The sequence below is a fragment of the Actinoplanes sp. ATCC 53533 genome, assembly GCF_003947245.1.
Genome location: NZ_QHHV01000210.1, coordinates 81568 through 104997 on the forward strand (window position 1 = coordinate 81568; position 23430 = coordinate 104997).

A 23430-nucleotide genomic window follows, 5' to 3' on the forward strand; every position below is an offset into this window, starting at 1 on the left:
GGCAGTATGCGCCGCCCCTCGCCGACTGTCGACGCGCCGTGGGCACAGGAGGTCCCACATGCCCTTGAGTCAGCGGGTAAGGGCCGCCCCGGGTGGGGATCTGGCGCTTTGTTTCCGGCAGGTCCGCGCGGTGGCGGGTCCGGGATGGCGGTGGCCCCGCGTGCCGGGAGATCTCGACAGCTGCGCTGCTAGCCGATCGGCAAGGAGATTCCTTGCTGATCGGCTAGTTGAGAACTAGCCGATCGGCAAGCTAGGCTCCGGGTCCAGCGGGATCGGCGAGGGGCGGATGACATGGACACCCGGCAGCGCATCATCGACGTCGCGGTGCGCCTGTTCACCCGGCACAGCTTCGCGGGCACCTCGCTGCAGATGATCGCCGACGACCTCGGGTTCACCAAGGCGGCCGTCTATCACCACTTCCGCACCCGCCAGGAGTTGCTCAACGCGGTGGTCGAGCCGGTGTTCGCCCAGGTGCGCGCGAGCATCGAGCAGGCCGAGGCGCTGCGCGGCCGCAACGCCCGCGCGGAGCGCATGCTCACCGGCTATGCCGAGGTGGCCGTGCGTAACCGGAGCCTGATGGCCGTGCTGGCGGGTGACGCCGGGGTGATCGAGATGCTGCGCGCCCAGCCCGCGTTCGGCGACCTGATCGACCGGCAGATCAAGCTGCTCTCCGACCTCGAGCCCGGGCCCGCCGGGCTGGTCCGGGCCGCGGTGGTGCTGGCCGGCATCGCCGGCGCGTCCCAGCCGATCCTGCTCGACCTCGACGACGACGCCCTGCGCGGGCACTTCATCGACACCGGCCGGCGGGCCCTCGGGCTGCGCGCGCCGCGGCCGCGGCCGTAGACCCATCCGTGTTCCTCCGCAGAGAGCGAGTCCCGCCATGCCCACTATGAAAGCCCTGCCCACCATGAAATCGGTGCAGACCGGCGCCCGGGGCGCCATCGAGGTCGTCGACGTCGAGCGCCCGGCTCCCGGTCCCCGGGACGTGCTGATCCGGGTACGAGCGTGCGGCATCTGCGGCACCGACGTGACCTTCCTGCACCTGGGCGGCGGTCCGTTCGGCCCGGGCGGCCAGCTGATCCCCGTGCCGCTGGGTCACGAGCCGTCGGGTGAGATCGTGGAGGTCGGCGCCGAGGTCACCGGGCTGAAGCCGGGCGATCGCGTGGTCGTCAACCCGCAGGCCGCCCCGACCGGCATCATCGGCTGCGGCGGCGCGCTCGGCGGCATGCGCGAATACCTGATCGTCGAGGACGCCGTCGTCGGCAAGAGCCTGGCCGTCATCCCCGACTCGGTGCCCTACGACGTCGCCGCGCTCAACGAGCCCATGGCCGTCGCGCTGCACTGCGTCAACCGCTCCGGGGCCCGGCCGACCGACAAGGTCGTCGTCTTCGGCGCCGGGCCCATCGGCCTCGGCGCCACCATCTGGCTCAAGCTGCGCGGCGTCGCGCACGTGACCGTCGCCGACGTCATCCCCGAACGCCTCAAGACGGCGCTGGCGGTCGGTGCCGACGCCGTCATCGACTCCTCCCGCGAGGACGTCACCGCACGGCTGACCGAACTGCACGGCCAGGGCGCCAACGCGCTCGGCCAGCCCCGCCCGGACACCGACGTCTACATCGACGCCGCGGGCGCGCCGGCCGTGCTGAACACCGCGCTGGCCGCGGCGAAGTGGGGCACCAAGCTGGTCATGGTGGCCGTGCAGAAGAAGGCCGAGATCGACCTCTCCGCGATGCTGCGCAGCGAGATGACCCTGATCGCCTCGATGGGCTACCCCACGGAGATCTTCGAGGTGACCCCGCAACTCGCCGAGCACTGGGAGCGTTTCGCGAAGCTCATCAGCCACCGGGTGCCGTTCGCCGAGGCCGAGCGCGCGTACCGGCTCGCGCTGACGCCGGGCGCGGCCGAAAAGGTGATCGTGACCTTCGACGACCCGCGGTGACACCACCGGGGAGGCACGCTCCGGCCCGGAGCGTGCCTCCCCGGTGCGCTCAGGCGCCGATGGTGGCCTGCGGTCCGGCGTACGTCCTGAGCAAGCTCGGGACGTCGGCGGCCTTGTCCAGTGTGTATGAGTAGTAGCTGCTCGGGGTGAACGCGGAGCCGAGGGTTGTCTGCTTGCCGGTGGAGTTGACCACGATGCTGCCGCTTTGCTTCAGCTGTGCTGTGGCATCCGGGTAGTAGGGGTCTTTGACGTTTTCGAAGTAGCTGTTCTCGAGGACCATTTTGGTGGCGCCGCGGGCGTAGTTGCCGTAGGAGGTGATGTTCTGCAGGTAGTTGTTGTAGAGGTGGGCGAGGGCGACGTTGTCGGTGCTGGGGTTGCGTTGGTTGGTGTCGTGGATCCAGTTGTGGTGGATGGTCATGCGGGCGGTGACGTTGTCGGTCCAGCCGATGCCGAAGGTTTTGTTGTTGCTGGCGAGGATGTTCCAGGAGACGGTGAGGTGGGTGGTGTCTTTGCGGCTGTCGATGAGGCCGTCGTTCATGCGGGTGAGGGTGTTGTGGTCGATCCAGATGTGGTCGGCGGTGTCCATCTGGATGGCGTCGTAGTCGTAGGTTTTGTCGTCGGGGTCGTCGTCGGTCATCTGGGTGTCGCGGATGGTCAGGTTGCGGATGATGACGTTTTTGATGCCGGTGCCGAGGAAGAAGCCGCCGCCGACGATGTGGCCGGTGGTGCCGATTCCGATGATGGTTTTGTTCGATTGGACTTTGAGTTCGGTGCCTTTGGGGGTGATGGTGATCGCGCCTTGGACTTTGATGGTGTAGGGCGTGGTCGCGGTGACGTATTTCTGCAGGTCGGCCATGGTGGTGACGGTGACGGTGGGTCCGGCGGCGCCGCCGGTGGTGCCGCCGCCGGTGGAGGCGAAACCGTCCGCGGTGTTCGACCAGGCCCGGCCGCCGACCGGGGCGAAGGCCCACTGCTTGGCGGTGTCGGCGGCCGGGAGCGCCGCGGCCCGCGCCGGCAGCACCGAGGGGCCGATCAGGGTGGTGGAGATAGTCACGGCCAGCGCGATCAGCGCGTACCGTCGATTTCCTTTGATCTTCATGACGGGCGTCCTTCGGGAGTCTGGGGTGGCGCTCAGCCGACCGGGTTCCAGGCGTCGGAACCGGCGAGATACTTCTGCGGGGTGTAGGTGGCCGCGGTGTTGTCGCTCAGCTGCGGCCGGTTGCCGTTGGTGGTCGCGCCGGAGCCGGTGTTCTTGTATTCGAGGAACCGGGCGTTCTTCCACGAGTTCGACGACATGTCGGTCCACGGCTGTGCGGTGGCGATGGTCGCGCTCAGGTTGGACTCGCGGTAGAGCACCTGTGCCGCCGCGCCCCACGGCCGGCCGAGCCCGGTGACGTTGTTCGCCGCGCCGGTGATCGTGCACTTGTAGAAGAGGATGCCGTAGGTCTTGGCGGCGTCCGTGTTGGCCGCGGTGATGGGCCCGCCGCTGCTGCGCTTCTCGTGGATCGTGCTGGAGTGGAAGACCGCGGTGGCGCCGCCGAAGATGAAGTCCACTGTGCCCTCGACGTACGAGTTCTTGACGTACAGCCGGTTGTTGTTGACCAGCAACGTGTCCTGGTTGCCGAGGAACCGCACGTTGTCGAAGACCGACCGGTCGGCGTTGACGTTCGCCGCCACCGCCTGGCTGCCCTCGCCGTAGTCGTTGGACATGGTCAGGTTCGACGCGGCGAAGTCGTGGCCGTTGACGAAGACCGTGGCGCTGCCCGAGGTTCCCCACCCGCCGGCCGAGCTGTGGTTGTTGACGATCACCACGCCGGCGGCGGTGGATCCGGCGCCCTGGAGGGTCACGTACGGCTTGTTCGACGGGATCGTGACGATCTCCCGGTACGTGCCCGCCTTGATCGTGATCGTCACCCGACTGCCGTTGTTTGCCGGCACCGCGTCGACCGCCGCCTGCACGGTCCGGTATGTGCCCGTACCGTCGGCGGCGACCGTGCACGGGCAGGTCCCGCCGCCGACCGGGGTGAAGGCCCACTGCTTGTTGGTGTTGGCGGTGCACGTCTCCTGGATGATGGCGGTGCCGTTGGTGGTGGAGGCGTCCTTGTCGCTGACGCACAGTCCACTGTTGACGTTGATGATCTGGAAGGTGTTGGTGCCGCTGGCGGCGAGCCTCCAGAGCTGGTTGGTCTGGCCGGCGACGCAGGTGTATTGCTGGAGTTGGACCCCGGAGGCGGTGGACCAGTCCGGGACGTCGACGCACTTGCCGCTGTTGACGTTGACGAGTTGGTAGTCGGCGCCGACCGGGGTGAGTCTGAACTGCTGCCAGGCCGAGTTGGCGGTGCAGCCCCACTGTTGCAGCAGGGCGCCGTTGGCGGTCGACGCGGCGGGTACGTCGACGCACTTGCCGCTCTTGGTCACCGCGAGCTGATAGGTCCCGGCGGCCGGTATCGCAGCCGCCGGCGACGGCTGCACCACCAGGCCGACCAGTACGGTCGGGACGGTCAGGACGAGCGCGGCCAGCAGCCGCCACCTCCTGCGACCGATGGTCTTCGGCACTTTCCCGCTCCTTTCGTCGCGCGAGAGACGCCGGCTCATGCCGGATGACGGGAGTGGTGGGAAACCACGTCAACCGCTGATCGGGCATCGGGTGTGCCGAGGCTAGGCTCCTTGATGAAGTTAAGTCAATCGATGTAACAAATGAAGGAAAGTCATTGACCTTCATTGATGCCCGACGATACGGTCAGGGGGTGAGAAGTGCCTTCATCCGGTCGGCGACCAGCGCCGTCGCCCGCTGGGGCATCAGCCGGGAGAGGCGGTCGAGCATGCGGGCGTCGCCGCCGATGCGGACCCGGTAGCTGCCCTTGCCGACCGCCTCGCAGATCTGCCGGCCGGCGTCCGCGGGGCTGGTCAGCTTGGACCCGGTCCCGCTCGACTTCTCGCTGCGCTCGCGCATGCTCACCCCCGAGTTGGCGAGGATGTTGGTGCCGACCCCGCCGGGGAAGACGACGGTCACCGCGACCGAGGTGCCGCGAAGCTCCGCGTAGAGCCCCTCGGTCAGCAGCTTCACCGCGGCCTTGCTCGCCCCGTACGCGCCCTGCCCAGGAACCGGGACCAGCGCACCCATGCTGGAGACGTTCACCAGGCTGGCTTCCGGGCGGGCCAGCAGCGCGGGCAGGAACACCTTGCACGTGGTCACCACGCCCCAGAAGTTGACCGCCAGGACCCGCTCGATCTCCTCGAAGCTCAGCTCGTGCACCCGCGCGAAACGCTGCACGATGCCCGCGACGTTGAGCAGGCCGTCGACCTGGCCGTGCGCCGCGATGACCTCGTCGGGAAGCTTCTCGACCGCCGGGCGATCGGTGATGTCCAGGACGTGGGTCGTCAGGCGCCCGTCGGGCGCGGCGGCGAGGGCGGCGGTCTCGGCGAGACCGCGGTCGCTGAGGTCCACCGCGGCAACCCGTCCGCCGTCGCGCAGCAGCGCCAGCACCACCTCGCGCCCGATGCCGTTGCCGGCGCCGGTGACGACGAAAACCTTGTCCGCGATCTGCATCTCGTACCTCCGGTCCAGGCCCCGGCTCGGTGTCCGGCCCGGTCGGCGGAGTCGGTCAGCCAGGTAGCCGCTCGGCTAGTCGCAAGGTAGTCGTACGGCTAGCCAAGCGCAAGAACCAGAAGCCCGGGACCGGCCTCCCGGCCCGGGACTGTCCGGCTCAGTGCGAGGATCGGGCGGTGGCGATCGAGCGCGTAGCGCGACGGTTCGGGCTGGGCCGGCCGGCGGCGGAGCCGGTGCGGGTGTCCGGCGGCTTGTCGAACGAGCTGTGGCGGGTCGCGACCGATACCGGCTCGGCGGGTCCGGGCGGGGCCCGGGTGGCGGCGCAGGGCGGGTGGCTGGACTACAACGCGGCGCACCGCCCCGGGTCGCCGCTGGGAAAGGCCGAGGTGACCGCAACGCTGGCTCGCCTGCGCACGCTCGCCGCCGGCCTGGACGCCCTGCTGGCGGCGCTGGCCCGGTTGCCTACTTGACTACCTTGTCGTGCTGTCGGCGGACCATCTCGGTGATCCAGATCGGCGCGAACGGAGAGGTGCAGTTCGGGGGAGTGGGGTAGTCCTTGAGCACCTCCAGGCGCTCGCCGATGGCGATGGCGCGGGCGCGGTGCTCGGCGTGCTCGATCCCGATCTGCGCCAGGCAGTGGTTCATCGCCCACTGCAGGCGATCCGGGGCGTCGCTCATCTCCGCCTCGATGACGTCGAGCAGCCCGGCGAGGTCGAGGCCCGCGGGTTTCTTCGCCACGCGTTCGGTGGTCAGCGCCCAGCCGGCGCTCGCGACCACCGGATCCGGATCGGCGTACCAGGCCACGCGCAGCTCCTCGGCGTGCGGATTCTTCTTCACCACGTAGTTCACGAGCCAGTCGTGCACCTTCGGCGTGCGCGCCCCGCGCAGCATGACGTCCAGCTCGTCACGTCCGAACGCCCTCGGACGGCAGATCAGCATCGCCAGCAGCTTCGCCGCGGTGTCATCGGTCTCCCAGAGCCGGCGGGCGAGCTCCTGCTGCGTCTTCAGCCGCGTCGCGAGCGCGCGCAGTTTGCCGAGGTGCACACCGTGATCGTCACCGTGCTTCTCGTTCACCGCCCGGACCCTGGGGTCCTCGAGCGCGGCGAGCTCGGCCATCACCTCGGCCACTGTCGTCTCGGCCACCTCGGTCTCCTGTCCACTACGTGTGCGACTCAGCGTACGAGGAAGCACCGTCGACCAAGTGGTAGAACTGTCGGGTGGTCAGCGAAGAACTGCCCGCCCTGCCCGCCGCGGAGCTGTTCGCCGGCTCCTTCGCCGACATCGTCGGTGCTGCGGTGAGGTCGGTGATTCTGCACGGATCCCTGTCGGCCGGCGGGTTCCGCGCCGGGCGCAGCGACATCGACGTGCTCGCCGTCATCGACGGTGGCCTGACCGACGCGCGGGTAGCAGCCGTCGAGCGCTTGGTTCGTCGCGCGGATATCGGCGACGCGGCGGGCCTCGACCTGCATGTCGTGACGGCGGAGGTCGCCGGCGCACCGAGCCGGGCGCCCGCGCTGGAGCTGCACATCGGCCGTTCCGACCGGTCGTCCATCGAGCTCGAGGTCGAACGTCGGGTGGCAGCGTCTCCGGACCTGCCCGCCGAGTTGTCCATGGCGCGTGCGGACGGGCGTGCGCTCCGGGGCGCCGCGCCGCGTGAGGTGATCGCGCCCGTGCCGGCCGACTGGATCGTCGACCGCGGCAGGCACTGGTTGCTGACCTGGCGGTCGCTCACCGACGACGCCGAGAGCGCCGTCTTCATGGTGCTCACCGCCTGCCGCATCTGGCGATTCGCGGTGGAGCACGTGCACTGCGGAAAGGCGCAGGCCGCGGAGTGGGCCCTCGGCCGGGATCCCTCGCTGACGGTCGTCCGGCAGGCGGCCCAGCAGCACGAGCATGGTCGAGCGGGCGTCATCGCGGAGCAGGACATCGCGGACCTGCTCGACACCGTGCTCCGGGAGACCGCGCGGCCGCGGTGACGCTGATCAGGCGCGACGGATTGTCTTGGCCAGGGTGTCGAGATTCGCGTCGTGGTTCCGCTGGTCGGTCAGATCCAGCGGTTGCCTGATTCTCGCGTACGGCGGCAGGTCGACCTTGTCGACCAGGACCGGGATGAAGCGCCGGCCGCCGTCGTGGGTGCGTTGCAGGATGGCGGCGTAGTCGTCGCGGATGTCGGGCTGGTTCATGGTGGTGGTGCTGAACAGCAGGATGCCGGTGCGGGTGTGGTCCAGGGCGTGTTCCTTCTCGATGGTCTTGACCAGGCCGAGGTCGATCCACTTGGCGAGGAAGACCCGCAGGCCGTGGCGTCGCAGGTGGTGGGCGATCTGTTCGGCCAGGCTCTCGTCGGCGGTGGCGTAGGAGAGGAACGCGTCGTACGGCCGGTTCGCTGCCGGCTGGACGATCGCCGGGGTGGCGCGGCGGCGCCGGGTCTTGCCGCGGACGGCGACGTAGGCGAACCACGCTCCGGCGATGCCGGCGACAGTGCCGATCGCGGTGACGACGAGCCCGAGAGCGTCCATGAGCGAACGGTAGTCGACTCGCTCGAATGGGTGACCTCGATGTCGTACCTGTCCGGCATAGTGGAGCGACGGTGTGCGGCGACCGGGGGAGGCGCGGATGACCGATGTGCCGCGGTTCGACGTGTTCGTCGCGTACGCCGGGCCGGACCGGGCATGGGTGCGGGTGCTCGCCGGGCGGTTGCGGGATGCGGGTTTCGGCGTGTTCTTCGACGAGTGGGTGATTCTGCCGGGGGACGTGGTGACCCGCCGCCAGGAGGACGGCATTCAGGCGGCCGCGGCGGGTGTGGTGGTGTGCAGTCCCCGAGCGGTGTCCTCGCCGCGGGTGATGGACCAGTACGCCGCGCTGTACGAGCAGGCACTGACGGCCGGGCGGCGGCTGATCCCGGTGCTGTACGAGGACGTGGGTTTGCCGCCGTTCCTGGACATCCGTCGGTGCGTGGACTTCCGGCACGCCGACGGTGCCGTCTACGAGACCCGGGTGGCGGAGCTGGTCGCGGCGATCGGCGAGCAGCAGCCGGAAGCGGCGGCCGTGCCGGCGCTGCCGCCGGGCCACCGGATCAGGCCCGAGGGCACCCGTCGGGCCTTGCTGAAGGTCGGGCGGTCCGCAGTGGAGATCCTCGACCAGGATCGTGGTGAGCGGGTGTCGGGCATTCCGGCGGGCGAGGCGGTAGGGCGCGTTCCCGCCCGACTGAACGAGCTGCACCGGATCGGCCGGCACCGGGATGGTCTGGTGGTCCGCGGTCTCGACGGGTCGAGGGCCGACCGGCTCTCGCCGGTGTTGCGGGAGTCCGGTGTGGTGCTCGGGGAGGCGTTCACCGCGGATCCGGTGGGCGCCGCGCTGTCCGGGTTGATCGAGGATGCGCGGGGGCAGGGCGCCGGGCTGCGGCTGGCGGTGTGCGCCGAGGACGACGTGGCGGACTGGCCGTGGGAGGCGCTGGTCCTGCCGGGGGCGGATCGTGCGCTGGCGTTGACCGACGCGGTGCAGGTGTTCCGCGCGGTCGATGTGGACCGGACGGTGCCCGGCGTGACCATCGCCGGGCCGTTGCGGATCCTGGTGGTGCTGGCCAGCCCGGAAGGCACGGACGGCGGCCCGCTGCTGGACGTGGAGCATGAGCTGGCCACGGTGCTGGACGCGGTCGAGCCGACCCGTAAACACACGGCCGCCCAGGTGCGGGTGCTCAACCTGGGCACCCTGGCCGCGATCCGGGAAGCGCTGACGGCTGAGCGGTTCCATGTCCTGCACATCAGCTGCCACGCCGCCCCGGGCCGGCTGGTGCTGGAGGACGACCAGGGCCGCCCGCACGAGGTCAGCGCCGGGGAATTGATCGCGGCGATCCCGGAGAACCGGCGCCCGGCCGCGGTCGTGCTGGCCGGTTGCTCGACGGCGCTGTCGGACCAGGCGGCGCCCGGGGACAGCGCGGTGGCGCTGCCCGGGCTGGCGCGGGAGTTGCTGGCGGCGGGTGTGCCGCAGGTGGTGGCGATGACCGCCGCGGTGACCGACCGGTATGCGGCGCTGTTCGCCGGCCGCCTGTACCGCGAGCTGGCGATGGCCGCCGAACCGATGGTGGTCGACGCGGTGGCCCACGCCCGGCGGCAGGTGGAGTCCGACCGGCGGGCGCTACCCGACGGTGATCCGGGCCGGCGGCTCGTGGAGTGGGCGACGCCGGTGGTGTTCGTGCGGGGCCGGCCGCTGCCGCTGTACGACCCGGCCGCACCACCCGGGGAAGTGACGCAGGTGCCGGAGCCGGTGCTGCCGGCCGGTGTGCCGTTGCGGCCGGTCGGGGACTTCGTCGGCCGCCGCGCCGACCTGCGCGTGTTGCTCGCGGCGGTGCGCCGGCAGCGGGCCGGGGTGGTGATCCATGGCATCGGCGGTGTCGGAAAGTCCAGCCTGGCCGCCGAACTGCTGCGGCTGCTCGGCGACGACGCGGGCCTGGTCGTGCCCGTGGTCGGGGCGGCCGGCGCCGATCAGATCCTGGCGGCGTTCGCTCAGGCCCTGTTCACCCGGGCGATCGCCGACGGGCTGCCCGACACCCACGCGTGGCGGCAGCTGGCCGGCTACCTGCGGGTGCCGGGTGAGCCGTGGCAGCAGCGCCTCGCGACGGCGTTCGGGGTCCTGGCCCAGCAGCCGGTCACGGTGCCGGTCACCCTGCTGATCGACAACTTCGAGACCAACCTCGAGGAACGCGCCGACGGCCCGGCCGTGGTTCGCGACAACGCGCTCGCCGAGTTGCTCGCGGCCTGGGTCGGCAGCCCGGGGGCGCATCGGCTGCTGGTCACCAGCCGCTACCCGTTCGCCCTGCCCGGTGGCGCGGGCCGGCGCCTGGTCCGCCATCACCTCGGCCCGCTGTCGCTGGCCGAGACCCGCAAGCTGATCTGGCGGCTGCCCGGCCTGGACGCGCTCACCGGCGCCCAGCAGCAACGGGCCTGGACCGACGTCGGCGGCCACCCGCGCACCCTGGAATACCTCGACGCGCTGCTGCGCCAGGGCCGCGCCCGCTTCGACGACGTCACCGACCGCTTGGAACGTTTGCTGTCCGAGCAGGGCATCCCGGACCCCCAGCAGTGGATCACCGACCTGCACACCGGCTACGACGGCGACGACCCGGGACAGGCCCGGGACGGCCTGGTGGGGCGGGCGCTGGCCGAGGCGGTCACCCTGACCGTCAACGACACCCTCCTCGACCGGCTCCTCGGCCTGCTCGACACCGACACGCGTGCGCTGCTGGTCGGTGCCGCCGTGTACCGGCAACCGGTCGACGAACTGGCCTTGGCCTGGCAGAGCAGCGCCCCCGACCCCATCCCGGCGGATCCTGACCGCGACCGGCGACTGGCCGAGCTGAGCCAGAAACTTACCGCCGGCCAGCCCACCGATGATCTGATCAGCCTGGGCTACACCAGCGAGCAGGCCGCCCAACTGCATGCCGACGTCGCCGAACTGAGCCGGCCGCCGCTGGCCGAGGTCACCGTCGCCGCAGCCCGGCTCCCGGCCCTGGGCGCGCTCGGCCTACTCACCCCGGTCCCCGACCCCGACGACGGCCTGGCGCGATACGGGGTGCACCGGTGGACCGCCACCGCGCTCGGTCGGCTGCATCCCGAGGCCACCACCAGCTCCCACCGACGTGCCGCCGCCTACTACAGCTGGCGCGTCCAATACCAGCGCCAAGACAAGCTGGCCGACCTGCGCGACCGGGTCGAGGCCCGCTACCACCATCACGTCGCAGGCGACCTTAAGGCCGCGGTGTCGCTCACCTACGACATCCGAGACCAGCTGCATACCTGGGCCGCGTGGGACTGGGAAATCAGCATCTGCCAGGAAACTCTCACCTGGCTACCAGCCGACAGCTACGACACCGCCGCGTTCACCCACCAACTCGGCATTCTCGCGCAGGCCCGGGGTGATTACGCGGAGGCCGAACGCCGCTATCAGCAATCCCTGACTACCAGCGAGGAGTTGGGTAATCGGGTTGGTATGGCCACCGGCTACCACCAGCTCGGCATGATCGCGCAGGCCCGGGGTGATTACGCGGAGGCCGAGCGCCGCTATCAGCAATCCCTGACCATCAAAGAGGAGTTGGGTAACCGGGCCGGCGCCGCCGCCAGCTACCACGAGCTCGGCAACCTCGCGTATCTGACAGGTGATTACGCGGAGGCCGAGCGCCGCTATCAGCAATCCCTGACCATCAGCGAGGAGTTGGGTAACCGGGCCGGCGCCGCCACCACGATCAGCCAACTCGGCAGCCTCCGCGCCGAAACCGGCAACCCCACCGAGGCCGTCACCCTGCATTGTCGAGCCCTCGCGATCCGCCTCGAAATCGGCATTCCCCAAGCGACGAACAACATTGCCCGGCTGCGGGAACTACGCTCGTCGCTCGATGCGAGTGCGTTCTCCGACGCGGCCTCAACCGTGCTCGACGAACAATCAGTGCGGGACCTGACCGCCCTCCTCGACCAAGCCGAGAAATCGGAACAAGAAGACCAACAAACGTAACTCGCGACCATCGCCGGTCGGTCCCGGGCGCTCGGCGGGCTATCGTTGCGCCGATGAGCCTGGGTGACTCCCTTCCGCCGCACGGGTCTGTCGCGCTCCCCAGGTGGGAACAGCTCCGTGTGCTGGCCGCCGAGGCGGAGTACGACTCCGTCAAGAAGGATCCCCGGGTGGCGTACGGGCTGTGGTGCGTGGTCGGCATCCTCGGCGGGCACCGCTTCTACCTCGGCGACACCGCGCGCTCGATCGCGATGCTGTTCACGCTGGGCGGGTTCGGCCTGTGGACCCTGTGCGACGTGTTCTTCGTCGGCCGCCGGGTGCGGGCGGTCAACCGCTCCCGCCGGGCCGCGATCATGGCCCGCCGCGGCATCGTCGAGGACCTGGACGCGGCGCTCGGGAACTAGCCGCCCTCGGCCCGCGACTTCCTTGGTGAGACGTCTTTTCTGGCTGACCGAGGAGCTTCCCCTGACTACCGACAGCGACATCCGCGTTGAGCAGGCCCCCGCACCCGCGCCGGCGCGGCGTGGCGCCTGGGCGCTGCTGCGGCCGGTGCTGCTGCGCCTGCACTTCTACGCGGGCGTGCTCATCGGCCCGTTCCTGCTGGTCGCCGCGCTCAGCGGGGCGCTGTACGCGCTGAGCCCGCAGCTGGAGCGGGTGATGTACGCCGACATCCTCGAGCCGCCGGCGGCCGCCACGACGCAGGTCCCCCTGGCCCAGCAGGTCGCCGCCGCCGAGCGGGCGTCCACAGTCGAGCATCTGGTCGCCGTGCGGCCGGCGCCCGACGGTGGCACCACCCGGGTGATCTTCGATGACGGTGGCTTCGCCGAGTCGTACCGGCATGCGGTCTTCGTCGATCCGGGCACGGGTGCGGTGCTGGGCCAGCAGACCGTGTACGGCACCACCGGCGCGCTGCCGGTGCGGTCGTGGATCGGCGAACTGCACCGCTCGATGCACCTGGGCGATGCCGGCCGCTACTACAGCGAGCTCGCCGCCTCCTGGCTGTGGGTGGTCGCGCTGGGCGGCGTCGCGCTGTGGGTGGCCCGGGCCCGGGCCCGCCGTTCCGTGCGTGCCGCGTTGCGCGTCGATTCCGGCACGCGGGGGAGGGCGCGCACCCGTTCCTGGCACGGTGTCGTGGGCATCTGGGCCGCGCTCGGGTTCCTGATGCTGGCGGCCACCGGGCTGACCTGGTCGCAGCTGGCCGGGGAGAACGTCACCGAGCTGCGCACCCAGCTGGGCTGGTCGACCCCGGCGGTGAACACCAGCGTCACCGCGGGCCCCGCCACGCCCGCCACCGGGGAACACACCGAGCACGGCGGCCCGGCCGCGCCGACGGGTGAGGTGAACGTCGCGGACATCGACACGGTGCTCCGCGCCGCCCGCGCGGCGGACGTCGACTCGGACCAGGTGGAGATCGCCCTGCCGAAGGGCGAGGGCAAGGCCTGGACCGTCACCGAGGTCCACCGTGCCTACCCGACGTCGGTCGACGTGGCCGCCGTCGACCCCGCCACGCACCGGGTGACCGACGTGGTGCGCTTCGCCGACCACCCGGTCATGGCCAAGCTGGCGCGCTGGGGTGTCGACATCCACATGGGAACGATGTTCGGGCTGGCGAACCAGATCGCCCTCGCGGCGCTCGCCCTGGGCCTGGCGGCGATGGTCGTGCTCGGCTACCGGATGTGGTGGCAGCGTCGTCCGACCCGCGCGGGTCGCCGTACCGTCGGCCCGCCGCCCGCCCGGGGCGCCTGGCAGCAGCTGCCCGGCTGGGTCATCGTGGCCGGCGTCCCGCTGGTGTTCGCGGTCGGATACTTCCTGCCGTTGCTGGGGCTGAGCCTGCTGGCCTTCCTGCTTGTCGATCTGGCGCTGGGCGCGCGCCGGAGGTTTGCCGGCGGCTGAGGCAGCCACCACCGCGGGGCGGTCGGGTCAGCCGGCGGGCTGGGTGAATGTCTCGAAGACAGCCCGCACCGTCCGGGCGGTGAGGCTCTCTTCCCGGTCGCCGGGGTCGGCGGGGCCGGCGAACGACAGGACCGCGGAGCCGATCAGGCATGAGGCGACCGCGGTCGTCAGGTCCCTGATGCGGTATGGCCGGCGCAGCCGAAGGTCGTAGGTGTCCAGAAGGGACTGCCAGGCCCGGTCGGCGGACGCGAAGAACGCCTCCTGCCGGTGGGCCAGGGCGCGCTGGACGCGCGGGTCGTGCACGCCGATGAGGAAGCCCAGCTCGATCCGGAAGACGGGGTCCTGCCGGTAGTGCCGGTCGATCTCGTCCGTCAGACGGCGCAGGACCTCGTCCAGCGGTACGGACCGCTTCCTGGCTGCCTCGAACCGCAGGATGCTGTCTTCCACGCCGGGCACCAGGGTCGCCTGCAGCTCGGCGATGTGGAGCAGCAGGTCGACCTGGAAGTCCACCTGATTCGGCCACAGGTTGTAGATCGCCCCCGTCGTCACCGCCGGAGCGTCGGGATTGTCCGCGCCGGACCGCACGAGGGCGGTCGCCCGCTCGGCGACCTGGCTGAACCGGACGTGCGCCAGGGCCGCGGCGACGACGTGGTCGCCGGCCTGGCCGGCCCGGTCCCGCAGCAGGTCGACGGCCGCTCGCAGGAGCAACTGGCGCGTTTCCGCCACAGTGCGCCGGCGTGGGCCGGACGCCCTACCAGAAGCCACCCGTCCCCCTCGCCGGCCGTTGACGCCACCCCGCGAAAACCCTACAGTCCGGTTGCGTAGAAAATCCACGCAACCATCCGACAGAAACGGAGCGGACGTGGCGATCAAAGATCGGCTCGCCGCAAGGATGATGCGGCTCGTCCTCGGGCGGCTCGCCAAGCCCTCGCGGGCGATGCTGCTCGCCGGGGCCGACCTGCCCGGCCCTCGGCCGGTCACGGTCCCGACCGCGGACGGAGAAGTCCGGGTGTACGTCTACCGGGCGCCGGATGCGACCGGTGAGCCGGCGCCGGTTTACGTGAACTTCCACGGCGGCGGCTTCATCATGCGTCACCCGGACTACGACGACCACATCTGCCGGGCCCTGGTCGCCGAGACCGGCTGCGTCGTGGTGAACGTCGACTACGACGTCGCCCCGCAGCGGCCCTTCCCCGTCGCGCCGCGGCAGGCGCTGGCGGTCACCGAGTGGGTGGCGCGCGACGGGCGTCGGCAGGGATGGGACGGCGAACGCCTCGCGGTCGGCGGACAGAGCGCCGGCGGAAACCTGGCCGCCGGTGTCTGCCTGGCCGTCCGCGACCGCGGAAGCGTCGCACCCGTGCTGCAGATCCTCAACTACCCGCCGCTGGACCTGGCCGCGGACCCGTCGACCAAGCTCGCCAGGACCGCCAGCCCGCTGATCAGACCGTCGATGGCGAAGGTGTTCAACAACGCCTACGTCCCGGACGCGATCACCCGAACCGATCCGCTCGCCTCGCCGCTGTTGGCCCGCGACCTCGCCGGGCTGGCGCCGGCCCTGGTGATCACGGCCGAGTACGACCTGCTGCGCGACGAGGCCGACCGGTACGCCGCACGGCTGGCGGACGCCGGGGTCCCCGTCAGCCATCACGTCATGCCGGGCGTCGACCACGCCTACACCCACGCCGAACCCACCGCGCCCCTGCGGGAGGCCCTGACCCTGATGACAAACGCCCTCACCAAAGCCTGGAGCTAGGCTGGTTGGCCCGTCCCCTCCTCGGCCAGGATCCGCACGTCCCAGGCGGCCAGTTCGATGTCGCGGCCGGCCGGCAGGTGCTTGCCGGTGAGCGCGTCGCGGCAGTCGGCCGGCGCGGTGACCAGGGCCGGTTGCCACGACCAGTTGTGCAGGAAGCGCAGCCGCCGCCCGTCGCTCGCGGTGGCTCCCGTGCAGGTCACGGAGGCGGGCAGGGCGGGCCAGCCGGTGGCCCGGCCGGCGGCGGCCCAGCGCAGCAGGGCCTCGGCGAGCGCGATGTTGGGCACGGTGCCCACGTGGGTGATGCGGCCACGGCCGTGGCCGCGGGTGGTGACGGCCGGCCAGCGGCCGAAATGCGGATGCCGGTACGTGGCCAGCACGGTCGCGCCGTCGGGTTGGAGCCCGTCGATCCAGCGGGTCGCCGCCGCGCCGGGTGGCAGGTCGAGGGTGCCGGGCTCGGCGGTGACCTCGATCGGTGCGGGCAGGTTGCTGAACTCGTCGTACCAGACTCCGGCCGCGTCGGCGAGGCGGGCCGGCATCCGGTCGGTACGGGCGCGGGCCTCGGTGTCGGCGTAGCCGGTGCGCGGGCCGATGACGAGGTGGCCGCCCGCTTCGGCGTAGGCGCGCAGCCAGTCGAGGGTGGCGTCGTCGGTGAGGTAGAGGCCGGCCGCGACCAGCACCGGGTACTGGCGAACCGCCTCCTCGGCGGTGAACGTGAGCTGGCCGGCGTGCAGCAGCCGGACCTGCAGGCCGGCGTCGAAGGCACCGCGATAGAACGGCTCGACCAGGCCCTGGTAGGCACGCTCGTCACCGGTGCCGTCCGGGTGGGACAGGGCCGGGTACTTCTGCATGATCCAGCGGCTCGGCACGGAGAGCACCACGGCGATGTCGGCGTCCGGGGTGAGCCCGGCGAGGAGGTCGCCGGCCTGCCGGAATTCGGCGCCGAGCCGGGCGAGTTCGCGGTAGGTGCGGCCCGGGACGCCGTTGTGCGGCAGGATGCCGCCCCAGTAGGTCTCGGTGCCGAAGTGCAGGGTGTCCCAGTGCCAGTAGCCGATCATGCGGGCGCCGCGGGCCACGTGGGCCCAGGCGGCCTGCCGCCACTGCCCGTCGTAGGCGGGCCGGCTGTCCCAGGAGAAGCCGATGTGCGACGCGTTGGTCTCGGTGATCAGGAACGGTTCCTGCCGGGAGGAGTACATCCGGTCGGCGCTCAGGTACATGGCCCAGGTGCCGTCGGTGGTCCAGGCCTGGGTCGGCATGCGGGTGTCGGGCAGGGTGAGGCCGTCCTGCATGACGTAGTAGGCGTTGGCGCCGGTGATGTCGAGGCTCGCGGTGAGCTCGCTGTCGTCGAAGGCCGGCCGGTCGTAGGCGATGCAGGTGGTGACGAACTGCTCCGGGGTGGCGTACTCCCGCACGATGCCGGCCTGCCAGGCGATGAACTCGCTGGTCAGCTCGGCCTGGAAGCGCCGCCAGGCCAGCTCGTACTGCGGCTGGGCGTTGCCGTCGGGCAGCCACAGGTCGGCCCACGTGGACAGCCGGTGCGACCAGTAGGTCAGGCCCCATTCCCGGTTGAGGTTCTCGACGCTGCCGTACGTGTGCCGCAGGTGGTCGACGAAGCGCTGGAAGACGCCGTGGTTGTGCAGCAGTTCGTTGCCGGGCTCGTTGTCCACCTGGAAGCCGATCACCGAGGGGTGGCCGGCGTACCGGCCGATCACCTGCCGGATCACCCGGTCGGCGTGGAACCGGAAGGCGGGGTGCGTGAAGTCGACCTCCTGGCGGGCGCCCCAGGGAATCGGCCGCCCGCTGCCCCGCTCTCCCGCGATCTCCGGGTACTGCCGGGCCAGCCAGGGCGGGACGGCGTAGGTGGGGGTGCCGAGGATGACGGCGATGTCGCGCGCGTGCGCACCGTCGAGCACCGGTTCCAGCCAGTCCAGCTCGAACCGGCCGTTCTCCGGCTCCCAGGTGGACCAGACGGACTCGCCGACCCGGATGACCGAGAAGCCGGCCTCGGCCATCAGGTCGAGATCCTGCTCGAGCCGGGGAACGGGCTGGTACTCGTGGTAGTACGCCGCGCCGAACAAGACGTGAGACATGGTTCTCCTATTCCTTGACGGCGCCGGCGGACAGGCCGGACTGCCAGTACCGCTGCAGCAGGACGAAGGCGGCGATGAGCGGGATGATCGACAGCAGCGAACCGGTCACCACCGAGGCGAGCAGGTCCGCGTTCGCCCCGCTGCCGCCGACGGCCTGCGCCGACCAGGAGCTGAGCCCGACGGTGATCGGGTAGTAGGACGGGTCGTTGAGCATGATCAGCGGCAGGAAGTAGTTGTTCCAGGTCGCCACGAGGGTGAACAGCAGCACGGTCACGAATCCGGGCATGAGGCTGCGCAGCGTGACCCGGAAGAAGATAGCCAACTCACCGGCGCCGTCGATGCGGGCGGCCTCCAGGATGCTGTCCGCGACGGCGTCGCGGGCGTAGACCCACATGAGGAACAGCCCGAACGGGCTGACCAGCGACGGCAGGATGATCGCCCACGGGGTGTTGACCAGGCTGGCCTTGCTGAACAGCAGGTAGGTGGGGATGGCCAGGGCGGTGGTGGGCACCATGATCGTGCCGAGGACCGCGCCGAGGAGCACGCTCCGGCCGCGGAACACGTACCGGGCGAAGCCGTAGCCGGCGAATGTGGCGAGCGACGCCGCGCCGACCGAACTGACCACCGAGTACACCAGGGTGTTGGCCATCCAGCGGGCGTACTGGCCGTCGTTGTGGGTGAACGTCTCGCGGATGTTGGTCAGCAGCGAGAAGTCGTTGCCGAACCACAGCCCGAAGGTCGAGAACAGGTCGCCGGTGGTCTTGGTCGAGGCGATGATCAGCCAGAACAGCGGGAAGAGGAAGTAGACGAGCAGGGCGCCCATGGCGAGGGTGAGGACGGTGCTCCGGCGCCGGTTCATCGGCGGGACCCCCGGCTGGTGAGGAACAGCACCACGTAGGACACCACGACGATGACGAGCCCGAGCAGGAACGAGACGGCCGCCGCGTAGTTCACCTCCTGGGAGGTGAAGGCGAGGCTGTAGGCGTAGAGGTTCGGGGTGTAGGACGAGTTGATCACGTTGGGTGCCAGCCGCTGGAGGAGGTTGGGCTCGGCGAACAACTGGAAGCTGCCGATGACGGAGAAGATGAGGCAGAGCAGCAGCGCGGGCCGGAGCGCGGGAATCTTGATGGACCAGGCGACCCGCCAGGCGCCCGCGCCGTCGACGGCGGCCGCTTCGTAGAGCTCGGTCGGCACGGTGCGCAGGGCCGCGTACAGGATGATCATGTTGTATCCGGTGAACTCCCAGGTCACGATGTTTCCCAGGGACGCCAGCATCGAGGTGTCGCTGAGCAGGCTGGGCGGGGTGAAACCGAGCCGGTCACCCAGCTGGGCCAGCGGGCCGAAGTCAGGCCCGTACAGGTAACCCCACATCAGGGCGGCGACCACGCTGGGCACGGCGTACGGGATGAACATGCCCAGCCGGAACAGCTTCGCCGAGCGCAACAACCCGCTGTCGATGGCGAGCGCCGCGACCAGCGCGACCAGCAGCATGATCGGCACCTGGACGAGGAAGAACAGGGCCACCCGCAGGACGCCGTCGAGCAGCTGCGCGTCCTTGAGGGCGCGGGTGTAGTTGTCCAGGCCCGCGAACACGGTCCCGCCGACCAGCTGATCCTTGAAGAAGCTGAGATAGCCGGCGTACCCCAGCGGCAGCACGAAGAAGAGCAGAAAGAAGACGAGGAACGGGGTGATGAAGATATAGCCGCTGGTGCCGGTCTTCGAGCGGCGGCGGCGCGGTGGTGCGACGGCGGTGGTCGCGGTGGTTGTGGTCATGGTGGCGTTCTCCAAGGTCGCAGTGGGGGCTCCCGCGGGGCGGGAGACCCCACCCGGGCGTGCTAACCGGCGCTGACGGTGAAGCCCTGGTTCTTGGCGTACGCCGTCAGCCGGGACTGCCACTCATCGGTGGCCGCTCCGACGTCACCCTTGTCCGCCATCGCCTTGCCGGCGGTCTCGGTCCAGTCCTTGACCGCCTGGTCCACGAACGGCGGCCACTGCCAGCTGACGTCGACCGTCTCGCCGATCTCGGCGAAGGTCTGGTTGACCTGCTGGTCGCCGAAGAACGCCGACTTCTGGCCGGCGAACGCGGGGTCGGCCAGCAGCGCCTTGGTCGCCGGGAAGAAGTTCTGGACACTGTTGAACATCTTGGTGCTCTCGGGATCGGTGTTCAGGAACTCGGCGAACTTGGCCGCCGCGATCGCGTTCGGGGTCCCGGTCATGACCGCGGTGGTGGATCCGCCCCAGTTGCCGGACACCGGCTTGCTCGCGTCCCACTGCGGCAGCGGCGCCGCCCGCCACTTGCCCGCGGTGGACTTCGCGCTGCCGCCCAGGAACACCGGGCCCCAGGCCGCGGTCAGCCAGGTGGCGTACTTGCCGTTGTTCAGGCCCTGGAACCAGGTGTCGGTGAAGTCGGGGTCGGTGGCGATCACGCCCTCCTTGGCCAGGCCGCCCCAGTAGTCGGCGACCTTCTTGCTGGCGGCGTCGTTGACGGCCAGGCCGACGGTGGTGCCGTCGACCGAGTACGCCTTGGATCCCGCCTGCCACATCAGGCCGTGCCACGCGCCCTGCTCGTTGGCCGCCATGTCGGTGAGGTACACCTTCGGGTCCGCGGCGTGCAGCTTGCGGGCCGCGGCGGCGAACTCCTCCCAGGTCTTGGGCACGTCGATCTGGTATTTCTCGAACAGGTCGGCCCGGTAGAGCATGCCCATCGGGCCGGTGTCCTGCGGGTAGGCGAGGACCTCCCCGTTCGGGCCGGTGACCTGGTTCCAGGTCCAGTCCACGAACTTGTCCTTGATCGCCGCCGCGCCGTACGGGCGCAGGTCGACCAGGCTCTTGGTGATCGAGAAGGTGGGGATGTACTGGAACTCGATCTGGGCCAGGTCCGGCGCGCCCTTGCCGGCCTTCAGCGCGGTGCGCAGCTTGGTGTACGCCTCCAGGCCCTGGCCGGCGTTGACCACGTTCACCTTGATGGCCGGGTACTTCGCCTGGAAGAGCGCCACCTCCTTGTCGATGTTGGGCACCCAGGTCCAGAAGTTGAGCGTGGTGGGCGTGGTCATGGCCTTGTCGATGTCGGCCTGGCTGACCGTCGCGGCGGCGGCCGGTGCGGGGCTCGACGAATCCGAACAGCCGGCGATGGTGAGCGCCGCCACAGCGGCCACGGCGGTGGCGATCAACTGCCGCCGGTTAAGATTCTGCATAGAAGTCGGCATGTGAGTTCACTCCTCAGTGCGTTATCCGGCGGTCGTTCGGGCGCGCCGGTGCGTCTCCCGCGGCGCGGGAGTGATGGTGGCTTCTTCGTCGGCCGCATCTCATCCGGTCCCGGGTTCGCAGCCGGCGGGACGGTGGGTGCGGCCGATCGATTCGTCTGTCAGCGTTCTCCGTGCGCTGGTCGCGCTTCCCTCCCTGGTGCTGCTGTCGAGTCACGGATCACCAGCTGGTGCCGGTGTTTCGGCGGTGGGGCCGGCGGGGTGGCCGGGTCGTCGAGAAACTCGGCCAGATAGCGCAGGCCGGTCGCGGCCAGCTCCTCGTTGTCGGAGCTGACCGTGGTCAGCGGTGGCCACACGTGCGCGGCGACCGGGATGTCGTCGAAGCCGGCCACGCTCACGTCGCCCGGCACCGCCCGGCCCGCCGCGTGCAGCGCGTGGATCACCCCGATGGCCGTTTCGTCGTTCGCGGCGAAGATCGCGGTGACGCCGGGGTCGCGGGCGAGTGCCCGGCCGAGCTCGTGGCCGCGCGCGGCCGTCCAGTCGCCCTCGGGCGCCTCCGGGACGTCGGCGCCCGCCGCGACCAGGGTGTCGTGCCAGTGCTGCCGGCGCTCCCGCGCCGCCCACCAGCGCTGCGGCCCGGCGACGTGGTGCACCGTGCGGTGCCCGAGACCCAGCAGATAGCGGGTCACCTCCGCCGCGGCCTCCCCGCCCTCGGCCGCCCGCACGGACAGCAGGGTCGGTGCGTGCACGACCGGCGCCCGGCCCAGCGTCAGCACCGGCACGTCGGCCACCAGCGCCTCGTCGCCGTCCTCGATGGGCTCGGACAGGATGATCGCGTCGACGCCCTGGGCGAGCAGGCTGTCCATCGCGGCCGCCAGGCCACTCGAGTCCTCGCCGAACGAGTTGGCGATGCTCAGCGAGTAGTTGATGGCGCGCGCCTCCCGCTCCAGCGCGACCAGCAGCGATGAGGGGCCGAAGTGCGCGGTGCCGAGCGACACCACCCCGATCCGGTAGGTGCGGCCGGTCAACAGGGCCCGGGCCGCGCCGTTCGGCCGGTAGCCGAGCTGCTGCGCCGCGGCGAGCACCCGCTGCCGGGTTTCCTCGGTCACCTTCGCCCCGTCGGTGAACACCCGCGAGACGGTCCGCTGCGATACCCCGGCCAGGAGCGCCACGTCGGTGCCGCCGGGACGACGTCCCCGCCCCGCTGTCGCGTTCGTCATCGGTCCTCCAAGCTGCGGTATGGCTACGTAGCCAGGCCAATGTCTACGTAGCCATCACCAAAGTCAAGGGTTTCCCGCCCGGCTACGAGAATGTTTCCGGCTCTTGACGTTCTCGGTATGACTGCGCAAACATGACGCCGCAGTCATAGGGCTGCGTCACCCTTTATTCGGACGAGCGGCGGCGGGAGAGCCCATGACGCGGGGGCTGGGACGGGACGGTGGTTCGGCCACGCCCCGGAGCGCGGATGTGGCCCGGCTGGCCGGGGTCTCGCAGAAGACCGTGTCCCGGGTGCTCAACAACGAGCCGTACGTCTCCGCCGAGGTGCGCGAGCGGGTCCTGGCGGCCGCGGACCAGCTCGGCTACCGGCTGAACCAGGCGGCGCGGGCGCTGGCCTCCGGGCGGAGCAGATCCATCGGCGTGGTCTCGCTCGGCACCGCCTGGTACGGCCCCGCCTCGCTGCTGGTCGGCGTCGAGCGTGCGGTCCGCGACGCCGGCTACGCGCTGCGGGTGGTCAACACGGTGGAAGGCGACCCGGCGGGCGTTTCCGGGGCGATCCAGCTGCTGATCGAGCAGGGCGTCGACGGCATCGTCATCTCGGAGCCGATAGACGAGGGTGCGGGCACCGTCCGGGTCGGCGTGCCGGTCCTGGTGCTCGGCGCGCCGTCGGCGTTCGTCGCTCCCCAGGTGGTGAGCGTCGGGGTCGCCGCCGAGCAACTGGCGCGGGCGGCCACCGAACACCTGCTGGACCTGGGCCACTCCACCGTTCATCACCTGGCCGGCGTGCAGCGGTGGTATGCCGCCAGGGACCGGCTGAACGGCTGGCGGACCGCGCTGCGGGCCCGTGGCCGGGCCGAACCGCCGATCATCGCGGGCGACTGGACGGCCGCGTCCGGGTATGCGGCGGGCCGCGCGCTGGCCTCCGGCAGCGACGTGACCGCGGTGTTCGCCGCGAACGACGACATGGCCATCGGCCTGATCCGCGCGCTGCTGGAGGCCGGCCGGCGGGTGCCGGACGACGTCAGCGTCGTCGGCTTCGACGACATCCCGCTCGCCGCGTTCGTGACCCCGCCGCTGACCACCGTGCGTCAGCCGTTCGACGTCGCGGCCCGGGAGGGCGTCAAGCTCCTCGTCCAGGCCATCGAAAAACCGGACGCCGACCCGTCAACCGCGGTCGACCCGCCGGTGGAACTCATCATCCGCGCCTCGACAGCGCCCCCGCGCTGACCTTTCCCGCTCCCAACCCCCGCACGGCTCAGGACGGGCCTCGACCTGCTGGTCGAGGC

The 23430-nt window shown here is 70.8% G+C and carries 20 protein-coding genes; 9 read left to right on the forward strand and 11 right to left on the reverse strand.

Annotated elements, in window-relative coordinates; translation table 11 throughout:
* Positions 1 to 291 precede the first annotated feature (291 nt).
* Both DMB66_RS47995 and DMB66_RS48000 read left to right on the forward strand, forming a co-directional pair.
* Complete coding sequence (locus DMB66_RS47995; protein WP_125810786.1) at positions 292 to 843, forward strand: TetR/AcrR family transcriptional regulator; 552 nt, start codon at positions 292 to 294, stop codon at positions 841 to 843.
* 37 nt (positions 844 to 880) lie between these two features.
* Positions 881 to 1939: a zinc-binding dehydrogenase gene (locus tag DMB66_RS48000; RefSeq protein ID WP_233625353.1), complete on the forward strand. Its 1059-nt coding sequence runs from the start codon at positions 881 to 883 to the stop codon at positions 1937 to 1939.
* Between the two features lie 49 nt (positions 1940 to 1988).
* On the opposite strand, the gene DMB66_RS48005 is transcribed toward DMB66_RS48000, so the two are convergent.
* The 3 genes from DMB66_RS48005 to DMB66_RS48015 all read right to left on the reverse strand — a co-directional run bounded on the left by DMB66_RS48005 (position 1989) and on the right by DMB66_RS48015 (position 5489).
* Positions 1989 to 3038: a polysaccharide lyase family 1 protein gene (locus DMB66_RS48005; protein ID WP_125810787.1), complete on the reverse strand. Its 1050-nt coding sequence runs from the start codon at positions 3036 to 3038 to the stop codon at positions 1989 to 1991.
* Positions 3039 to 3070: 32 nt separating this feature from the next.
* On the reverse strand, positions 3071 to 4495 hold the full coding sequence (locus DMB66_RS48010; RefSeq protein ID WP_233625354.1) for a pectinesterase family protein: 1425 nt from the start codon (positions 4493 to 4495) through the stop codon (positions 3071 to 3073).
* 184 nt (positions 4496 to 4679) lie between these two features.
* The gene (locus tag DMB66_RS48015) at positions 4680 to 5489 is read right to left on the reverse strand and encodes an SDR family oxidoreductase (protein WP_125810789.1); all 810 of its coding nucleotides are present in this window, start codon (positions 5487 to 5489) and stop codon (positions 4680 to 4682) included.
* 176 nt (positions 5490 to 5665) lie between these two features.
* Here DMB66_RS48015 and DMB66_RS48020 point away from each other — a divergent pair, with 176 nt between their 5' ends.
* Entirely contained in the window at positions 5666 to 5959 is a 294-nt protein-coding gene (locus DMB66_RS48020; RefSeq protein WP_125810790.1) for a hypothetical protein, read from the forward strand.
* Here DMB66_RS48020 and DMB66_RS48025 read toward each other — a convergent pair.
* A complete protein-coding gene (locus tag DMB66_RS48025; protein ID WP_199753057.1) occupies positions 5952 to 6632 on the reverse strand; it encodes a DNA alkylation repair protein in 681 nt (226 codons plus the stop codon). The two genes, DMB66_RS48020 and DMB66_RS48025, sit on opposite strands and share 8 nt — an antisense overlap.
* A 74-nt stretch (positions 6633 to 6706) precedes the next feature.
* On the opposite strand from DMB66_RS48025, the gene DMB66_RS48030 reads away from it, so the two are divergent.
* Positions 6707 to 7465 carry an aminoglycoside adenylyltransferase domain-containing protein gene (locus DMB66_RS48030; RefSeq protein WP_125810791.1) on the forward strand — a complete coding sequence of 253 codons (759 nt, stop codon included), beginning with the start codon at positions 6707 to 6709 and terminating at the stop codon, positions 7463 to 7465.
* 6 nt (positions 7466 to 7471) lie between these two features.
* Here the strand turns inward: DMB66_RS48030 and DMB66_RS48035 are convergent, their stop codons facing one another.
* On the reverse strand, positions 7472 to 8005 hold the full coding sequence (locus tag DMB66_RS48035; protein ID WP_125810792.1) for a toll/interleukin-1 receptor domain-containing protein: 534 nt from the start codon (positions 8003 to 8005) through the stop codon (positions 7472 to 7474).
* Positions 8006 to 8102: 97 nt separating this feature from the next.
* Here DMB66_RS48035 and DMB66_RS48040 point away from each other — a divergent pair, with 97 nt between their 5' ends.
* Genes DMB66_RS48040 through DMB66_RS48050 form a run of 3 tightly spaced genes read left to right on the forward strand, consistent with a single transcriptional unit; the run spans position 8103 to position 13883 of the window.
* The gene (locus tag DMB66_RS48040) at positions 8103 to 11993 is read left to right on the forward strand and encodes a tetratricopeptide repeat protein (protein WP_125810793.1); all 3891 of its coding nucleotides are present in this window, start codon (positions 8103 to 8105) and stop codon (positions 11991 to 11993) included.
* Between the two features lie 53 nt (positions 11994 to 12046).
* Positions 12047 to 12394: a TM2 domain-containing protein gene (locus DMB66_RS48045; protein ID WP_125810794.1), complete on the forward strand. Its 348-nt coding sequence runs from the start codon at positions 12047 to 12049 to the stop codon at positions 12392 to 12394.
* 25 nt (positions 12395 to 12419) lie between these two features.
* Positions 12420 to 13883 (forward strand): PepSY domain-containing protein, encoded by a 1464-nt coding sequence (locus tag DMB66_RS48050; protein WP_233625355.1) that lies wholly within the window; start codon positions 12420 to 12422, stop codon positions 13881 to 13883.
* A gap of 27 nt (positions 13884 to 13910) precedes the next feature.
* On the opposite strand, the gene DMB66_RS48055 is transcribed toward DMB66_RS48050, so the two are convergent.
* Complete coding sequence (locus tag DMB66_RS48055; RefSeq protein ID WP_125810795.1) at positions 13911 to 14609, reverse strand: hypothetical protein; 699 nt, start codon at positions 14607 to 14609, stop codon at positions 13911 to 13913.
* A gap of 136 nt (positions 14610 to 14745) precedes the next feature.
* On the opposite strand from DMB66_RS48055, the gene DMB66_RS48060 reads away from it, so the two are divergent.
* Positions 14746 to 15636 (forward strand): alpha/beta hydrolase, encoded by an 891-nt coding sequence (locus DMB66_RS48060; RefSeq protein WP_199753058.1) that lies wholly within the window; start codon positions 14746 to 14748, stop codon positions 15634 to 15636.
* Here the strand turns inward: DMB66_RS48060 and DMB66_RS48065 are convergent.
* The 5 genes from DMB66_RS48065 to DMB66_RS48085 all read right to left on the reverse strand — a co-directional run bounded on the left by DMB66_RS48065 (position 15633) and on the right by DMB66_RS48085 (position 22146).
* Positions 15633 to 17723 (reverse strand): beta-galactosidase, encoded by a 2091-nt coding sequence (locus DMB66_RS48065; RefSeq protein WP_125810796.1) that lies wholly within the window; start codon positions 17721 to 17723, stop codon positions 15633 to 15635. The two genes, DMB66_RS48060 and DMB66_RS48065, sit on opposite strands and share 4 nt — an antisense overlap.
* A gap of 7 nt (positions 17724 to 17730) precedes the next feature.
* On the reverse strand, positions 17731 to 18582 hold the full coding sequence (locus DMB66_RS48070) for a carbohydrate ABC transporter permease (RefSeq protein ID WP_199753059.1): 852 nt from the start codon (positions 18580 to 18582) through the stop codon (positions 17731 to 17733).
* A complete protein-coding gene (locus tag DMB66_RS48075; protein ID WP_125810797.1) occupies positions 18579 to 19496 on the reverse strand; it encodes a carbohydrate ABC transporter permease in 918 nt (305 codons plus the stop codon). The genes DMB66_RS48070 and DMB66_RS48075 overlap by 4 nt, the downstream gene beginning before the upstream one ends.
* A 62-nt stretch (positions 19497 to 19558) precedes the next feature.
* Positions 19559 to 20929, reverse strand: a complete 1371-nt coding sequence (locus tag DMB66_RS48080; protein ID WP_125810798.1) for an extracellular solute-binding protein — start codon at positions 20927 to 20929, stop codon at positions 19559 to 19561.
* 158 nt (positions 20930 to 21087) lie between these two features.
* Positions 21088 to 22146, reverse strand: a complete 1059-nt coding sequence (locus DMB66_RS48085; RefSeq protein WP_125810799.1) for a LacI family DNA-binding transcriptional regulator — start codon at positions 22144 to 22146, stop codon at positions 21088 to 21090.
* A 193-nt stretch (positions 22147 to 22339) separates the two neighbouring features.
* Between DMB66_RS48085 and DMB66_RS48090 the strand changes: the two genes are divergently transcribed.
* Positions 22340 to 23371, forward strand: coding sequence for a LacI family DNA-binding transcriptional regulator (locus tag DMB66_RS48090; RefSeq protein ID WP_125810800.1), 1032 nt, complete (start codon positions 22340 to 22342; stop codon positions 23369 to 23371).
* Positions 23372 to 23430 lie beyond the last annotated feature (59 nt).